Genomic DNA, 13,126 nt, shown 5'->3' with positions numbered 1-13,126 from the left:
TTATGTGCAGCCAGAGAGAGTATACACCCAAATGACTTGGATATATTTTGAATAACCACAGTGAAAATTGCGAGTAAATCACGCATTTGACCGCAAGATAACTTGCTGTCACTGAGCGCTGAATATAACATGACAGCCATCGTCTTCGACAACGCTAATTATTCTATACCCAAGTAACCTCAAAATAAGTATGTTCCTCTTTTTCGAGTGTTGTGAGCTGATTTGGGTATATAACCAGCGTTACCAACGTTTATTGAGGTCAACGTTATCATGTCTCATACACCTGACCTAAAAGGCAGCAGCTTCACTTTGTCTGTATTGCACCTTGCAGATCATCATGTTGCCAATGCGATCGATTTTCTCAAACAAAAAGCCGATCAAGCCCCCGCTTTTTTTGCTAATGCACCAATTGTACTTAATATTAATAAAGTCGGCGGTGAACTGGATTTTCATGCTTTGAAACAGGGCATTCGTGAAGCGGGTTTTGTCCCGGTTGGCATTACTGGCTGTAAAGATAAACGTTGTCAACGTCAAGCATTCGAAGCTGGCTTTGCCGTCATGACAGCCAGCAATACGCCAGCTAACGCTCCGGCAGCGATGGCCCCGACAAAAGTGATTCATACGCCAGTGCGCTCTGGCCAGCAAGTTTATGCCAAAGATGGCGACTTAGTGATTCTTTGTCATGTCAGTCCGGGCGCAGAAGTCATCGCCGATGGTTCAATCCATATTCATGGTACGTTACGTGGTCGAGCGATTGCTGGGGCGAGTGGTCAAAGAGAAGCAAAAATAATTTGTAATGATTTACAAGCTGAGCTGGTGTCTATTGCAGGAAACTACTGGCTAAGCGATCAAATTGACAGTCAGTTTTGGCAAAATAAAGTGATGCTAAGCTTAAACGATGAATCACTGCATTTTGAAAAATTGACAATTTAGATTCGAAAGGAAATTAATTAAATGGCACGCATTATTGTTGTAACGTCAGGAAAAGGCGGAGTGGGTAAAACCACCTCCAGCGCAGCCATTGCCTCAGGGCTGGCGTTGAAAGGTAAAAAAACCGCGGTGATTGATTTTGACATCGGGTTACGTAATCTCGACTTAATTATGGGTTGTGAACGACGGGTAGTGTATGACTTTGTCAACGTCCTCAATGGGGAAGCGACACTGAATCAAGCGCTAATCAAAGATAAACGTAATGAAAACTTATTTATTTTACCGGCTTCACAAACGCGAGATAAAGATGCCCTGACCAAAGAAGGGGTACAGCGTATTCTCAATGAACTGAATGAGATGGAGTTTGAATTTATTATTTGTGACTCTCCAGCAGGCATTGAGCAAGGGGCGCTAATGGCGCTCTATTATGCGGATGAAGCGATTGTCACTACCAACCCTGAAGTCTCTTCTGTGCGTGACTCAGACCGTATCCTCGGTATTTTAGATTCAAAATCACTGCGCGCCGAACAAGGCCTTCCGCCAGTGAAACAGCATTTACTGTTAACTCGTTATAATCCAACACGGGTTAACCAAGGCGAGATGCTCAGTGTTGAAGACGTTGAAGAAATTTTGCATATTCCACTGCTGGGGGTTATCCCTGAGAGCCAAGCCGTATTGAACGCCTCAAATAAAGGCGTACCAGTGATTTTTGATGAACAATCAGATGCCGGCCAAGCCTACGATGATACCGTCGAAAGACTGCTTGGCCAGCAAGTAGAGTTTCGTTTTCTTACTGAGCCGAAAAAAGGCATCTTTAAACGACTTTTTGGAGGCTAAATTAGTATGTCTTTACTTGAGTTTTTCCGCCCACAGAAAAAAAACTCGGCCAGTTTGGCTAAAGAGCGCTTACAAATTATTGTTGCCGAGCGCCGTAGCCAAAGCGATCCTGCGCCAACCTATTTACCACAATTGAAAGAAGACATTCTGAAAGTGATTGCTAAATACGTTGCGATTGATCCATCGATGGTTGAGCTTTCTTTTGAACATAAAGATGACGACATTTCTGTCTTGGAGTTAAACGTAAAACTCCCTGATGAAGAGAAGTAAGCCAGCGCATCAATACTGACACCGCTTTATAGATAGGCCATCCCAACAGAGCAAAGGTTGGGATGACTACTGTCGACTGCCACTTAGTGGCTGATAAACGTTATCCGATCAACTTATTGAGTCGCTCACCGAGTAAAGGTAAACGCCAATTTTGCATTAAGTCTGGCAGGTGATCCGGTTCACGCTGCTGGTTCCAAACCCAGCTCACTAACTGATTTAACTGCTTTTTTGATGCCAAAAACTCACTGGCTAAACCCGAAGTTTGCGATACCACTTTGACTTCATCTTTGAGTTTTTTGAATAGCTGCTTATAGCCAGGGTAATCCATTAACGGCACGATCGCCGCAGGGTAATTCTCTACAGGCGTCTGTTTAGCTTGTTTAACGATCGTTGCTATCGCATCACTGTGACGACGAATCACATGTGGATCGATCCCCTCTTCTTCCATTCGCTTTGGCGAACTCAGCGCTAAACGGGCAATAGTCAGTAAATCATGTTCACGGATCACAAAATTCAAAGCTAAATCACGTTTAACCGCCTGTTGATAACGCCAAGTGGCCAGCGGTTTTAAAATGGCTAACTCTTTAGGCTTTAATTGCCAAGCACCTTTGATCTCAAGGTAAGCGAATTGTGCATCAAAAACTCGAGTTCGTTTTTCAACTTGCAGTTGTGACTCTTGTAAAACGGCATCCCACCAGCCAGCTTGCGTGACTTTATCGAGTAGCTGTTCAAACATCGGCAGTAAATAAAAAACATCCGCGGCGGCATACTCTAGTTGTTTCTCAGACAAAGGCCGAGCAAGCCAATCGGTGCGAGACTCGCTTTTATCTAGCTCAACATTGAGTAAATCATTCGCCAAAGCAGCAAAGCCAGTTGATAAGCCATAACCAATAAAGGCCGCCATCAATTGAGTATCCACCATCGGAAATGGCACACAACCCAAACTGTTGTGGAACACTTCCAGATCTTCTCCGCAGGCATGCAACACTTTTAAAACGGAAACATCTTGCAGCAGCTCAATAAATGGCGTCATATCCTCCATCGCCAACGGATCGATCAGCGACAGCGTCTCCCCATCAAATAATTGGATTAAGCCTAATTGCGGAAAGAAAGTCCGAGTACGGACGAATTCAGTGTCGAGCATGACAACGTCTGCTTGACGGGCAAGTGCACACACTCGCTGTAATTCATGCTGTTGATTAATGATTGTATAATTCACAAATGGCTCACTCTGCCTGTGTTGATTTGGGGGCGCTAAGACAAAAAAATGCCGACGAGAATGGTCGGCATTGTAACATTAAAACGCTATTGCGCACTTAAGCACATTTCGACTTTTCTGCCAATTGCGCATCGTTTTCTTCGCGTAGTACGCGACGTAAAATCTTACCGACGTTAGTCTTAGGCAGCTCTTCTCTGAACTCAATCAGTTTAGGAATTTTATAACCCGTCAAGTGCTTACGACAGTGAGTAATAATTTCTTCTTTCGTTAAACTTGGGTCGCGTTTAACCACATAAATTTTAACGACTTCACCAGACACTTCATGCGCTTGACCAATCGCCGCCACTTCTAGTACTTTGCCATGCAGTGCAACAACATCTTCTATTTCATTCGGGTAGACGTTAAATCCAGACACAAGAATCATATCTTTTTTACGGTCAACGATGTAGATCATACCCTCTTCATCAAAGCGCACAATATCCCCTGTCGACAACCAGCCATCTTCATTAATCACTTCTTTGGTGGCTTCAGGTCGCTGCCAATAGCCTTGCATCACCTGTGGGCCACGCACTTGAAGTTCGCCGGTTTGATCATTGGCAACGACGTTCCCTTCATCATCAACCATACGAACTTCAGTCGAAGGCACGGGTAAACCAATCGCGCCAGAGTAATCGGACAAGTCATAAGGGTTACCAGTGACCAAAGGTGAACATTCCGTTAAACCATAACCTTCGAGTAAATGGATACCGGTGATCTTTTTCCATTTTTCAGCCACTGCGCGTTGTACGGCCATACCACCGCCAACCGACAATTGGAGATGACTAAAATCCAGTTCATGAAAATCTTCATTATTCACTAACGCATTAAACAGCGTGTTCACACCAGTAATCGCCGTGAATGGGTATTTTTGTAGCTCTTTGATAAAGCCGGGGATGTCGCGAGGATTGGTGATCAGTAGATTACGCCCCCCCATTTCGATAAACAGTAGACAGTTTACCGTGAGTGCAAACACGTGATAAAGCGGCAATGCCGTTACCACTAACTCACGTCCTTCACGTAAAACCGGACCATATGCACCCTTGGCTTGCAATACGTTAGCGACCATGTTTCGGTGAGTCAAAATCGCGCCTTTCGCTACCCCCGTTGTCCCACCGGTATACTGTAGAAAGGCAATGTCTTCACCAGACATAAAAGGCTTAACGTATTGTAAACGACGGCCCTTATGCAGCGCTTTACGCATTGATATGGCGCCCGGCAAATCATATTTAGGAACCATACCTTTGACATACTTGACCACAAAATCAACCAAGGTCCCTTTAGCGCGAGGTAACATTTGCCCAAGACTGGTCAATATGACATGCTTAACTTGAGTGTTCGCGACAATTTGCTCTAAAGTATTCGCAAAATTGGAGACAATCACGATCGCACGAGCATCGGCATCATTTAATTGATGTTCTAATTCACGTGGGGTGTATAGAGGGTTGACGTTAACCGCGATCATTCCTGCTCGTAATACGCCAAATAAAGCTACGGGATATTGCAATAGATTCGGCATCATCAGCGCTACTCTATCGCCCTTTTTCAGCTTTAACTCATTTTGTAAATAAGCAGCAAATGCTCGACTGCGCTCTTCCAACTTACGAAAAGTCATTACCGACCCCATATTCATGAATGCGGGTTGGTCAGCATATTTATGGACAGATTGTTCGAACATTTCGACCAATGATAAATATTGATCGGGATTAATCATTTCTGGTACGTCAGTGGGATAACGTGAGAGCCAAGGTTTATCCACAGTAATACTCCTCGTAATAGGCTGGCATAATCAAGATTATCTTTGTTATAAAAATGATCACTATTACAGCACAGCCAGAGCGCTTGAGCACGAAAGACTCAAACACTTGTTTAAATTTTGTTAACTAAGCCAAGAATTAGTTCTGCGACCTGTAAAGGTTGTTGAAGATGACAATGATGTCCACCAGCAATGATCGATGATTGACCATTCTGCCCAATATAATGAGTCAGATCCGTTTGCAATGAAGCAAATCCTTGATCTCCTAAAATAACATGATGTGGACAGACAATATTGTTCATCACCGCTTGAGCGTGCTGCGGAGTTTGGCGATACAATGAATCGCACAATAACTTATTATCATGACGCCACCGCCACTGAGCTCCCACTTGATGAAGACCTCGTCTCACCACTGGTTCAATCAATTCAGCAGGCAGTTGATTCACCCGAGCACGATGCTCAATCGCTTCCTCGACGCTATGGTAATAGCGGATGGGCTTGCGCCTCACTCGTTGCCGACTCAACACCCCTTGACGTAATCGTTGGACGCTATCCATCGGATCTTCCGCTAAGGGTAAAAAACCTTCAATTTGCACTAATCCTGCGACTTGTTCAGGAAAGGCGGCACTATAGCAACTTGCGATTAAAGCACCAAGCGAATGCCCTACTAGCACCAGTCTGTTTGGCGAAAGATTGTGCAATACTTGATAAACATCATCGATATAATCATGAAAGGAGTAATAATTCGCCGCAGATTTATGGCTCGATAAACCATGCCCGGGCAAATCAATAGCACAAAAATGCCCTTCAGGGGCAAGCTGCTGGAGCAATGAAATAACCGGAATAAAGCTGGCGGCATTGTCTAACCAGCCATGTAAAAAAAGTACACTGTAGTCAGATTGCCGTACATCACCTACCGTTAACCCAGCAATCTCACCATGAGCAATAGTCAAAGTTTCGCTGCCGAGCATCACTTCACTTCTTGGATCACTCGGCCACTACGCGGAAAGTCCTCAACGTGACGGCAATAGAAACTCCGACATGGGAAAACATAAGGTGTAATGTCATCAATAATGACTCGCTCTTCCACTCGCCATAAATGTGAACCACGTACCTTCATCACCGGGAACGTATACTCAAATTCGCCTACGGTACCCATTTCTGGTTGAGCTGGGGTACCAATAAAAGTCACTAATCGACCTTGACCATAAGCAATCGGGTCGACAAAACCATCAATATAACCAATAAAACGGCCTTGAGGCTCATCCGTTAGTAGCGGCTTACCAGCCTTATCTATCGGTAAATTGACCACTTCAATACGGGTTCTATCGACCAAATTTGTTACCTGAGCGATAACGCCGCCTAAACGTACCTCATTAACGGTATCGCTGGGTTGAGTCAACCACTGTTGGTAATCAGTAATCAGCGCATCGTTGTCCGTCGCTAAGGTCGGTGGTAGAGACGAGCAAGCCGTCAATAAACTAAGTAGAGCGCAAGCAGGTAAGAATAACCAACGGTTGGATAACATAAAAAGCCCCTTAATTAGATATACAGATCGACACCGAGCATTTGTGTAAGTTCCTCTTTCTTAGCATGATTCATAATATCTAAATATTCTTCCATTGCCTTACGCGCTCGACCTTCGGGTAAATCATAATGCAGTTGCGCGCGGTGAATATCTGCCGAATCCATTTGGCGTATTGAATGAGCAACCGCCTCGGCGACTTTGCTGGTTGAGGCCGCCGAAGATGAAGAATGAGAGACTTGGTTTTTCTTCGCTTTTGACGCCCGTTGAGTATTGGTAATTCGTCCTGGCGGCAAGCCATTGATTGAACCATTAATCGCGACCATAATACTCCTTATCTACCTGTACGGGCCAAAGAAGAAACCGATCTTCTCCTGAGACACTTAAACCGACTTTATCTTAATAAAGCATAGTGGTTATTCTCGTCCTGGCAGTTTTTTCCACGCGACTGTATCTCTTAAATAACAAGGCGTGGCTTGCTCTACAGGGACATACTGGCCTTTTTTCCATGCTTGTTGTGCCAATACCACCATATCTTGCGCTTGAGGATACAACACCTCGCTTTGTTCCGTACGCAGCGGCAAAGCAGTGAGTGTCTCTGTATAGGCTTGCCAACCGGTTCCTGCCATCGCCCAGCAATGCTCATCCTCAGATCGAGCAGCCATGTGTTCCAATAACAGGGACGGAGCAATGACACACTCAGCGTCAAGCTCAGACCAACTGCCGTCAGCTTGGCGGACAAAACGCCCCCAATAGACCTCACTCATTCGCGCATCAATCGCACAAGCAACGTGAGTGGCTCCCAGCTCTCGATACGCAGCCTGAGCCATCGCGGCTAAGGTCGAAATACCAATCATCGGCAAGTCAGCACCAAAAGCTAAGCCTTGTGCAATTCCGATGCCAATCCGCACTCCGGTGAAACTCCCTGGGCCACGGCCAAAAGCCAGTGCATCTAACTCTTGCAATGTGATGCCCGCTTCTTTAAGTACTTCATCGACCATCGGCAGAATTTTTTTGGTGTGATCTCGAGGTGCCACTTCACTGCGTGAGTAAAGTTTATCTCCGACCATCAAAGCAACCGAGCACGCCTCGGTTGCGGTATCTAAAGCAAGAATGGTTGCACTCATGAATGTCTCTAATTAGTGTCTGTTACAGAAAGAGATAGCAGAAAGTCTTTTACCACCGCCAAATCACGTGTTCGTGGTATCGGAGGCAAACTGGCTAAAAATACGCCGCCATAATCACGGGTAACTAAACGATTATCACAGATAATCAATACGCCTTTGTCTTTCTGATCTCGAATGAGTCGTCCTACTCCCTGTTTAAGAGTAATGACAGCATCAGGTAATTGAACCTGAGCAAAAGGATCGCCACCGCGCAAACGACAATCCTCGATACGCGCTTTTAACAGCGGATCATCCGGGGAAGTAAACGGTAGTTTATCAATAATAACACAGCTTAGGGTATCGCCTCTAACATCAATCCCCTCCCAAAAAGCTCCTGTTGCGACTAAAAGCGCATTACCAAGTTCCATAAATTGTGCGAGGGTTTTCTGTTTACTGGTTTCCCCTTGTAACAGTACCGGAAGGCTCAAATGCTCACGAAATCGCTCACCTAACTCGCGCATCATAGTATGGGAGGTACACAAAAAAAAGCAGCGTCCTTGGTTTTGTTCAATCACCGGAGCGAGCATTTCGACCAACGTATCCGCTAACCCTGCGCTATTGGGTTCTGGCAAGTAACGCGGCACGCACAGTTTCGCTTGCTGCTGATAATCAAAAGGACTAGGTAAGGAAAATTGCTCACTGGGTTTTAGCCCTAAACGATGGGTGAAGTGTGCAAAATCTTCATTCACGGCTAACGTTGCCGAAGTAAAAATCCACGCACCGGATTTAAGATTAATTTGCTCTTGAAACTTGTCGGCTATCGATAATGGCGTAATGTGTAAACTAAAATGCCGTGGCGTGGTATCAAACCAATAGGAGTATCCAGTAATCGAAACATCACAGACCCGAACAATACGTGCTTTTAAGGTATTCGCGCGCTCAAAAGCGGTATCAAGCAACTGACTTCGACCAAGGGCAAGCTTTAACACGTCGATAGCAAAAGTTAAACTCTCTTGCAATCGCTCCACTTGCTGAGCAATGCTAGCCACCGACAGCGCCTCTCGCCAGTTGCCACGAAAACCAGAGTCCCCTAATAATACGCGCAAATCCATCGCCGTTTGCTGGAGTTTATCGCCAACTTTTTGCAATTGGCGCATATCCTTCGCTTCGGTGCGATAACCAATTTCAATATCTTTGGCTAAATCTTGAATCTGTCGGCTTGAAACCGATTGACCAAAATATTGGCTTGCAATATCAGGTAACTGGTGCGCCTCGTCAAAAATAAACACCTCGGCGTCAGGGATAAGCTCACCAAATCCGGTCTCTTTGATGGCAAGATCCGCTAGGAAAAGATGATGGTTAACGACCACGATATCCGCTTCCATAGCCTTACGTCGCGCTTTTGAGACAAAGCAATCTTGATAACTTAAGCACTCTTTGCCTAAACAGTTATCGTTGGTCGAAGTAATGGTCGGGATGATCATGCTATCTTCCGCCAACTCATCACATTCACCGAGATCGCCGCTTTTGGTCGATGATGACCAACTGCGTACTTTAACTAATTGGGTTAATAACGTTGGATCGCTTTGCGCGTGATGGCTTTCAACCATTTGTCGGCTCAACCTATCCAAGCAAAGGTAGTTAGCGCGCCCTTTCAGAAGCGCCACTTGGCCAAAAAAGCCCAAAGCCTCGACCATTAAAGGTAAATCTCGATGAAATAGTTGCTCTTGTAAGTTTTTCGAGCCCGTACTGATGATGACCTTTTTGCCACTCAATAACGCAGGAACTAAATACGCAAAGGTTTTACCGGTTCCCGTGCCCGCTTCAACTACTAATTGTGATTGATTCTCGATCGCTTTAGCAACAGCTAACGCCATATCCACTTGAGCTTGACGCCCTTGAAAACCAGGAATGGCTTTGCCCAAAGCCCCATGTTGAGAAAAGGTTTTAGCGATCATGACAGCAATAATGACGATGAGGAATGCAGCGATTATGGCAGGTTTGTTGCGACAGCGCGAATCGAAATCCGCTTCGCGCTGATCGTGTCACTAGAAAAACGTTTTATTTGCGATTGAGATAACGGGCTAACCAAGGGGGTGCGTCGTAACCATTACTGGCTGTCGGCATCATGGCTTTTGCGGCATCCACAGGGGAAGCTTTACTTTCCCACATCGCGTCCAATAACGCTTCATCAATTGGATTTTCACCCATCAGAGCATGCACACGCTCTACGTATAATTTACGTGCAAGTAGTTCTTTGTCCATACACACCACCTTAAATGGTACTCAGCAAAAGACTGAAAGAGGAAGCCGTTAGTGTCTAGCCGTGATAGTTGTTGAATCCTTATTGATAATAGATTAATTATAGTCGCTACAGTGTGGTCTGCATCACCGTTCTTGCAGCCTTGATTTATTTTACAGACCGAGAAAAATACTCACGGAAGTTATCAATGGAAAAAAAAACCCTCCTGACGCATTGCAGTGATGCCCCAGGATTGATCTCAAAAATCACTAATATTTTTTATAAACATCAACTTAACATCATTCATAACAATGAATTTGTCGATAATACCAGCGGTCATTTTTTTATGCGTACCGAGTTAGAAGGGTATTTTAATGACACCACATTTCTCGCTGATCTTGATCAAGCTCTACCGTCTGGTACCAAACGCAAACTGATGGGTTCTGCTCGTAAACGAATCATTATTATGGTGACCAAAGAGGCACATTGTCTTGGCGATATTTTAATGAAGACTTACGATGGTAGCTTAGAAGTAGACATCGCTGCCGTGGTCGGCAATTACGATACTCTACAAGGCCTAACTGAAAAATTTGATATTCCTTATCATTATGTCTCTCATGAAGGACTTAATCGTCAAGAGCATGAACAGAAAATTCTCGAAGTGATTGAACCTTATCACGTAGATTTTGTTGTGTTAGCTAAATATATGCGGGTACTCACGCCCGGTTTTGTCGAAAAATTTCATCATAAAATCATCAATATCCACCATAGTTTTTTACCGGCTTTCATCGGCGCAAAACCTTATCAACAAGCTTACGAGCGTGGGGTTAAAATCATTGGTGCAACCGCGCACTTTGTCACCAACGATCTTGATGAAGGGCCCATCATTAAACAAGATGTGATTCCGGTTGATCATACCTTCAGTGCGCAAGACATGGCCCAAGCGGGACGTGATGTGGAGAAAAATGTGCTCAGCAAAGCCATCAACAAAGTGATTAATGATCACGTGTTTGTTTATGGCAATAAAACCGTCATTTTATAATCCGCCAGCCTAAGTCACTGCTGGATTTCAATCGATACAGTAAGGGGCCTTATCAGCCCCTTATGTTTTCATATTTAAGTCATTGACAGTTCGCTTACAATTTCACTGCCAATTCAACGCCTTGGCGAATCGCACGTACCGCGTCAAGCTCTCCAGCGACATCGGCTCCGCCAATCACATGCAGTTTGTCACCCAAGCTTGCCCACTGTTCGGCAAAAGGCCGAACCGACTCTTGCCCAGCGCACACAATAACGGTGTCCGCGTCTAACAGTTTTTGTTGCCCATCCAGCGTGATATGTAGCCCCTGTGCGTCTATTTTCTCGTAGCCAATACCACCTAACATATTGACACCACGTTTCTCTAGCGTACGTTTGTGAATCCAACCTGTTGTTTTACCAGGGCCTTTACCCACGCGTCCTTTACGGCGCTGCAACAGCCAAACTTGCTTATCACTAACCGCATCCGGGTATGGGTATAACCCGCCAGGGTGGGCAATCTCTTTATCAATTCCCCACTCATGTAACCAGTCATCTAAATCGTGATCCGTAGGCTCGGTTATCATTGTCGCTACATCAATACCAATACCACCAGCACCAATAATCGCCACTTTTTCTCCGACTGGGGTCTTTTCGCGAATCAAGGTTTGGTAATCAATGACTTTTTCAGGATGATCAATGCCCTCTAATTGAATGCTTCTAGGCTCAACGCCCGAAGCCATCACGATATCATCGTAATCAGCGAGCATATCAAAGGTTACATTGCGATCTAAATGCAATTTCACCCCGGTTTCATCAATGCGATTGGCAAAGTAACGGATCGTCTCGCGAAACTCTTCTTTACCTGGAATTTGCATCGCTAATCTAAATTGTCCGCCGATACGATCATTGCGTTCAAACAAATCGACCTCATGTCCCCGCTCGGCCAATGTCGTTGCACAAGCAAGGCCCGCGGGACCCGCACCAACTACTGCAACTTTTTTCTTATAAGTAGCAGGTTGGATACGAATTTCGGTTTCATAACAAGCGCGAGGGTTCACCATACAAGTGGCTCGCTTGGCCTGAAAAATATTATCTAAACAGGCTTGGTTACAACCAATACAGGTATTGATCAGTGCCGCTTTATTTTGCTCAGCTTTACGCACAAAATCAGGATCAGCCAAGAAAGGACGGGCCATTGACACCATATCGGCTTGGCCACTAGCAAGAATTTTTTCGGCTTGTTCGGGCGTATTGATCCGGTTACATGTCACCACTGGCACCGTAAGATGCGATTTGATTTTTTCCGTCACCCAACTGAACGCCGCACGAGGTACTTGCGTGGCAATAGTCGGGATCCGCGCTTCATGCCAACCAATTCCGGTATTAATGATGGTCACTCCCGCTTTTTCTAATCCCTTGGCGAGCTGTAAGACCTCTTCAAAGGTACTGCCTTCTTCAACCAAATCGAGCATCGATAGCCGGAAAATAATGATGAATTCTTTACCGACCGCTTCGCGTATCGCACGTACGACTTCAAGAGGAAAACGCATGCGATTTTCATAGCTACCGCCCCAATCATCGTAACGAACGTTCGTTCGTTTACAAATAAACTGGTTAATGAGGTAGCCTTCAGATCCCATGATTTCAACCCCATCGTAACCCGCTAACTGAGCTAACTCAGCACTATGAGCAAAGGCTTGAATAGTATTACGTATCTGTCGAACACTCATTTCACTTGGGGTGAATTTAGCAATCGGCGCTTTAATCGCCGAGGCACTCTGTGCGAACGGATGCATCGCATAGCGTCCAGCATGCAGTAGCTGCAGCGCAATCTTGCCACCATGACGATGCACCGCCTCAGTCACCACTTGGTGCGCTTTGGCATGCTTAGTCTTGCTAAACTCAGCACTAAATGGATGCAATCGACCACGTAAGTTTGGCGAAAAACCACCGGTGACGATTAAGCCAACGCCACCTTTCGCTCGCTCTTCATAAAAAGCCGCCAACTTACTTAGCCCTTCTTTATGTTCTTCGAGTCCAGTATGCATTGATCCCATTAATACGCGATTACGCAGTTGAGTAAATCCTAAATCTAAAGGCTGTAATAGGTGTGGGTACATGGTGACATCACTTTTTGTTATCTTTATGGTCCGACCAGAATAATCCTGCCAATAATAAAAATCAA

The 13,126-nt window shown here is 45.1% G+C and carries 13 protein-coding genes; 4 read left to right on the top strand and 9 right to left on the bottom strand.

Going from position 1 to position 13,126, the window contains the following annotated elements:
• Window positions 1-270: 270 nt before the first annotated feature.
• From minC to minE, 3 genes are read left to right on the top strand one after another with little or no spacing between them, the layout of a single operon-like run.
• Complete coding sequence (minC, locus tag VIB_RS04885) at window positions 271-933, top strand: septum site-determining protein MinC (RefSeq protein WP_004394873.1); 663 nt, start codon at window positions 271-273, stop codon at window positions 931-933.
• A 21-nt stretch (window positions 934-954) separates the two neighbouring features.
• On the top strand, window positions 955-1,767 hold the full coding sequence (gene minD / locus VIB_RS04880; protein WP_004394872.1) for a septum site-determining protein MinD: 813 nt from the start codon (window positions 955-957) through the stop codon (window positions 1,765-1,767).
• 6 nt (window positions 1,768-1,773) lie between these two features.
• Entirely contained in the window at window positions 1,774-2,037 is a 264-nt protein-coding gene (gene minE, locus VIB_RS04875) for a cell division topological specificity factor MinE (RefSeq protein ID WP_004394871.1), read from the top strand.
• A 100-nt stretch (window positions 2,038-2,137) separates the two neighbouring features.
• Here minE and rnd read toward each other — a convergent pair whose 3' ends face one another.
• The 8 genes from rnd to VIB_RS04835 form a co-directional block, all read right to left on the bottom strand.
• The gene (gene rnd / locus VIB_RS04870) at window positions 2,138-3,256 is read right to left on the bottom strand and encodes a ribonuclease D (protein ID WP_040904179.1); all 1,119 of its coding nucleotides are present in this window, start codon (window positions 3,254-3,256) and stop codon (window positions 2,138-2,140) included.
• 97 nt (window positions 3,257-3,353) lie between these two features.
• Window positions 3,354-5,051, bottom strand: coding sequence for a long-chain-fatty-acid--CoA ligase FadD (fadD, locus tag VIB_RS04865; protein WP_040904178.1), 1,698 nt, complete (start codon window positions 5,049-5,051; stop codon window positions 3,354-3,356).
• A 110-nt stretch (window positions 5,052-5,161) separates the two neighbouring features.
• Window positions 5,162-6,019, bottom strand: coding sequence for an alpha/beta fold hydrolase (locus VIB_RS04860; protein WP_004394868.1), 858 nt, complete (start codon window positions 6,017-6,019; stop codon window positions 5,162-5,164).
• Window positions 6,019-6,576: a Slp family lipoprotein gene (locus tag VIB_RS04855; protein WP_004394867.1), complete on the bottom strand. Its 558-nt coding sequence runs from the start codon at window positions 6,574-6,576 to the stop codon at window positions 6,019-6,021. The genes VIB_RS04860 and VIB_RS04855 overlap by 1 nt, the downstream gene beginning before the upstream one ends.
• 14 nt (window positions 6,577-6,590) lie before the next feature.
• Window positions 6,591-6,899 carry a hypothetical protein gene (locus tag VIB_RS04850; RefSeq protein ID WP_004394866.1) on the bottom strand — a complete coding sequence of 103 codons (309 nt, stop codon included), beginning with the start codon at window positions 6,897-6,899 and terminating at the stop codon, window positions 6,591-6,593.
• Window positions 6,900-6,989: 90 nt separating this feature from the next.
• On the bottom strand, window positions 6,990-7,700 hold the full coding sequence (tsaB, locus tag VIB_RS04845; RefSeq protein ID WP_004394865.1) for a tRNA (adenosine(37)-N6)-threonylcarbamoyltransferase complex dimerization subunit type 1 TsaB: 711 nt from the start codon (window positions 7,698-7,700) through the stop codon (window positions 6,990-6,992).
• An 8-nt stretch (window positions 7,701-7,708) separates the two neighbouring features.
• Window positions 7,709-9,637, bottom strand: a complete 1,929-nt coding sequence (locus VIB_RS04840; RefSeq protein ID WP_004394864.1) for a DNA repair helicase YoaA — start codon at window positions 9,635-9,637, stop codon at window positions 7,709-7,711.
• A gap of 103 nt (window positions 9,638-9,740) precedes the next feature.
• The gene (locus tag VIB_RS04835) at window positions 9,741-9,944 is read right to left on the bottom strand and encodes a hypothetical protein (RefSeq protein WP_004394863.1); all 204 of its coding nucleotides are present in this window, start codon (window positions 9,942-9,944) and stop codon (window positions 9,741-9,743) included.
• Between the two features lie 185 nt (window positions 9,945-10,129).
• Between VIB_RS04835 and purU the strand changes: the two genes are divergently transcribed.
• Window positions 10,130-10,963, top strand: a complete 834-nt coding sequence (gene purU, locus VIB_RS04830; RefSeq protein ID WP_040904176.1) for a formyltetrahydrofolate deformylase — start codon at window positions 10,130-10,132, stop codon at window positions 10,961-10,963.
• Window positions 10,964-11,057: 94 nt separating this feature from the next.
• Here purU and VIB_RS04825 read toward each other — a convergent pair whose 3' ends face one another.
• Window positions 11,058-13,061 carry an NADPH-dependent 2,4-dienoyl-CoA reductase gene (locus VIB_RS04825; protein WP_040904174.1) on the bottom strand — a complete coding sequence of 668 codons (2,004 nt, stop codon included), beginning with the start codon at window positions 13,059-13,061 and terminating at the stop codon, window positions 11,058-11,060.
• Window positions 13,062-13,126: the final 65 nt, after the last annotated feature.

It is taken from the genome of Vibrio metschnikovii CIP 69.14 (genome assembly GCF_000176155.1).
Taxonomy (GTDB): domain Bacteria; phylum Pseudomonadota; class Gammaproteobacteria; order Enterobacterales; family Vibrionaceae; genus Vibrio; species Vibrio metschnikovii.
The sequence above is the reverse complement of the archived record's forward strand: the minus strand, read 5'-3'. Positions and strand labels throughout refer to the sequence as shown.

Excerpts from the sequence above, each read along its gene's own strand:
- VIB_RS04860 (WP_004394868.1), bottom strand. The coding sequence starts at position 6,019 with ATGCTCGGCAGCGAAACTTTGACTATTGCTCATGGTGAGATTGCTGGG.
- tsaB (WP_004394865.1), bottom strand. The coding sequence starts at position 7,700 with ATGAGTGCAACCATTCTTGCTTTAGATACCGCAACCGAGGCGTGCTCG.
- minE (WP_004394871.1), top strand. The coding sequence starts at position 1,774 with ATGTCTTTACTTGAGTTTTTCCGCCCACAGAAAAAAAACTCGGCCAGT.
- minC (WP_004394873.1), top strand. The coding sequence starts at position 271 with ATGTCTCATACACCTGACCTAAAAGGCAGCAGCTTCACTTTGTCTGTA.
- purU (WP_040904176.1), top strand. The coding sequence starts at position 10,130 with ATGGAAAAAAAAACCCTCCTGACGCATTGCAGTGATGCCCCAGGATTG.
- minD (WP_004394872.1), top strand. The coding sequence starts at position 955 with ATGGCACGCATTATTGTTGTAACGTCAGGAAAAGGCGGAGTGGGTAAA.
- VIB_RS04825 (WP_040904174.1), bottom strand. The coding sequence starts at position 13,061 with ATGTACCCACACCTATTACAGCCTTTAGATTTAGGATTTACTCAACTG.
- VIB_RS04835 (WP_004394863.1), bottom strand. The coding sequence starts at position 9,944 with ATGGACAAAGAACTACTTGCACGTAAATTATACGTAGAGCGTGTGCAT.
- VIB_RS04855 (WP_004394867.1), bottom strand. The coding sequence starts at position 6,576 with ATGTTATCCAACCGTTGGTTATTCTTACCTGCTTGCGCTCTACTTAGT.
- VIB_RS04840 (WP_004394864.1), bottom strand. The coding sequence starts at position 9,637 with ATGATCGCTAAAACCTTTTCTCAACATGGGGCTTTGGGCAAAGCCATT.
- VIB_RS04850 (WP_004394866.1), bottom strand. The coding sequence starts at position 6,899 with ATGGTCGCGATTAATGGTTCAATCAATGGCTTGCCGCCAGGACGAATT.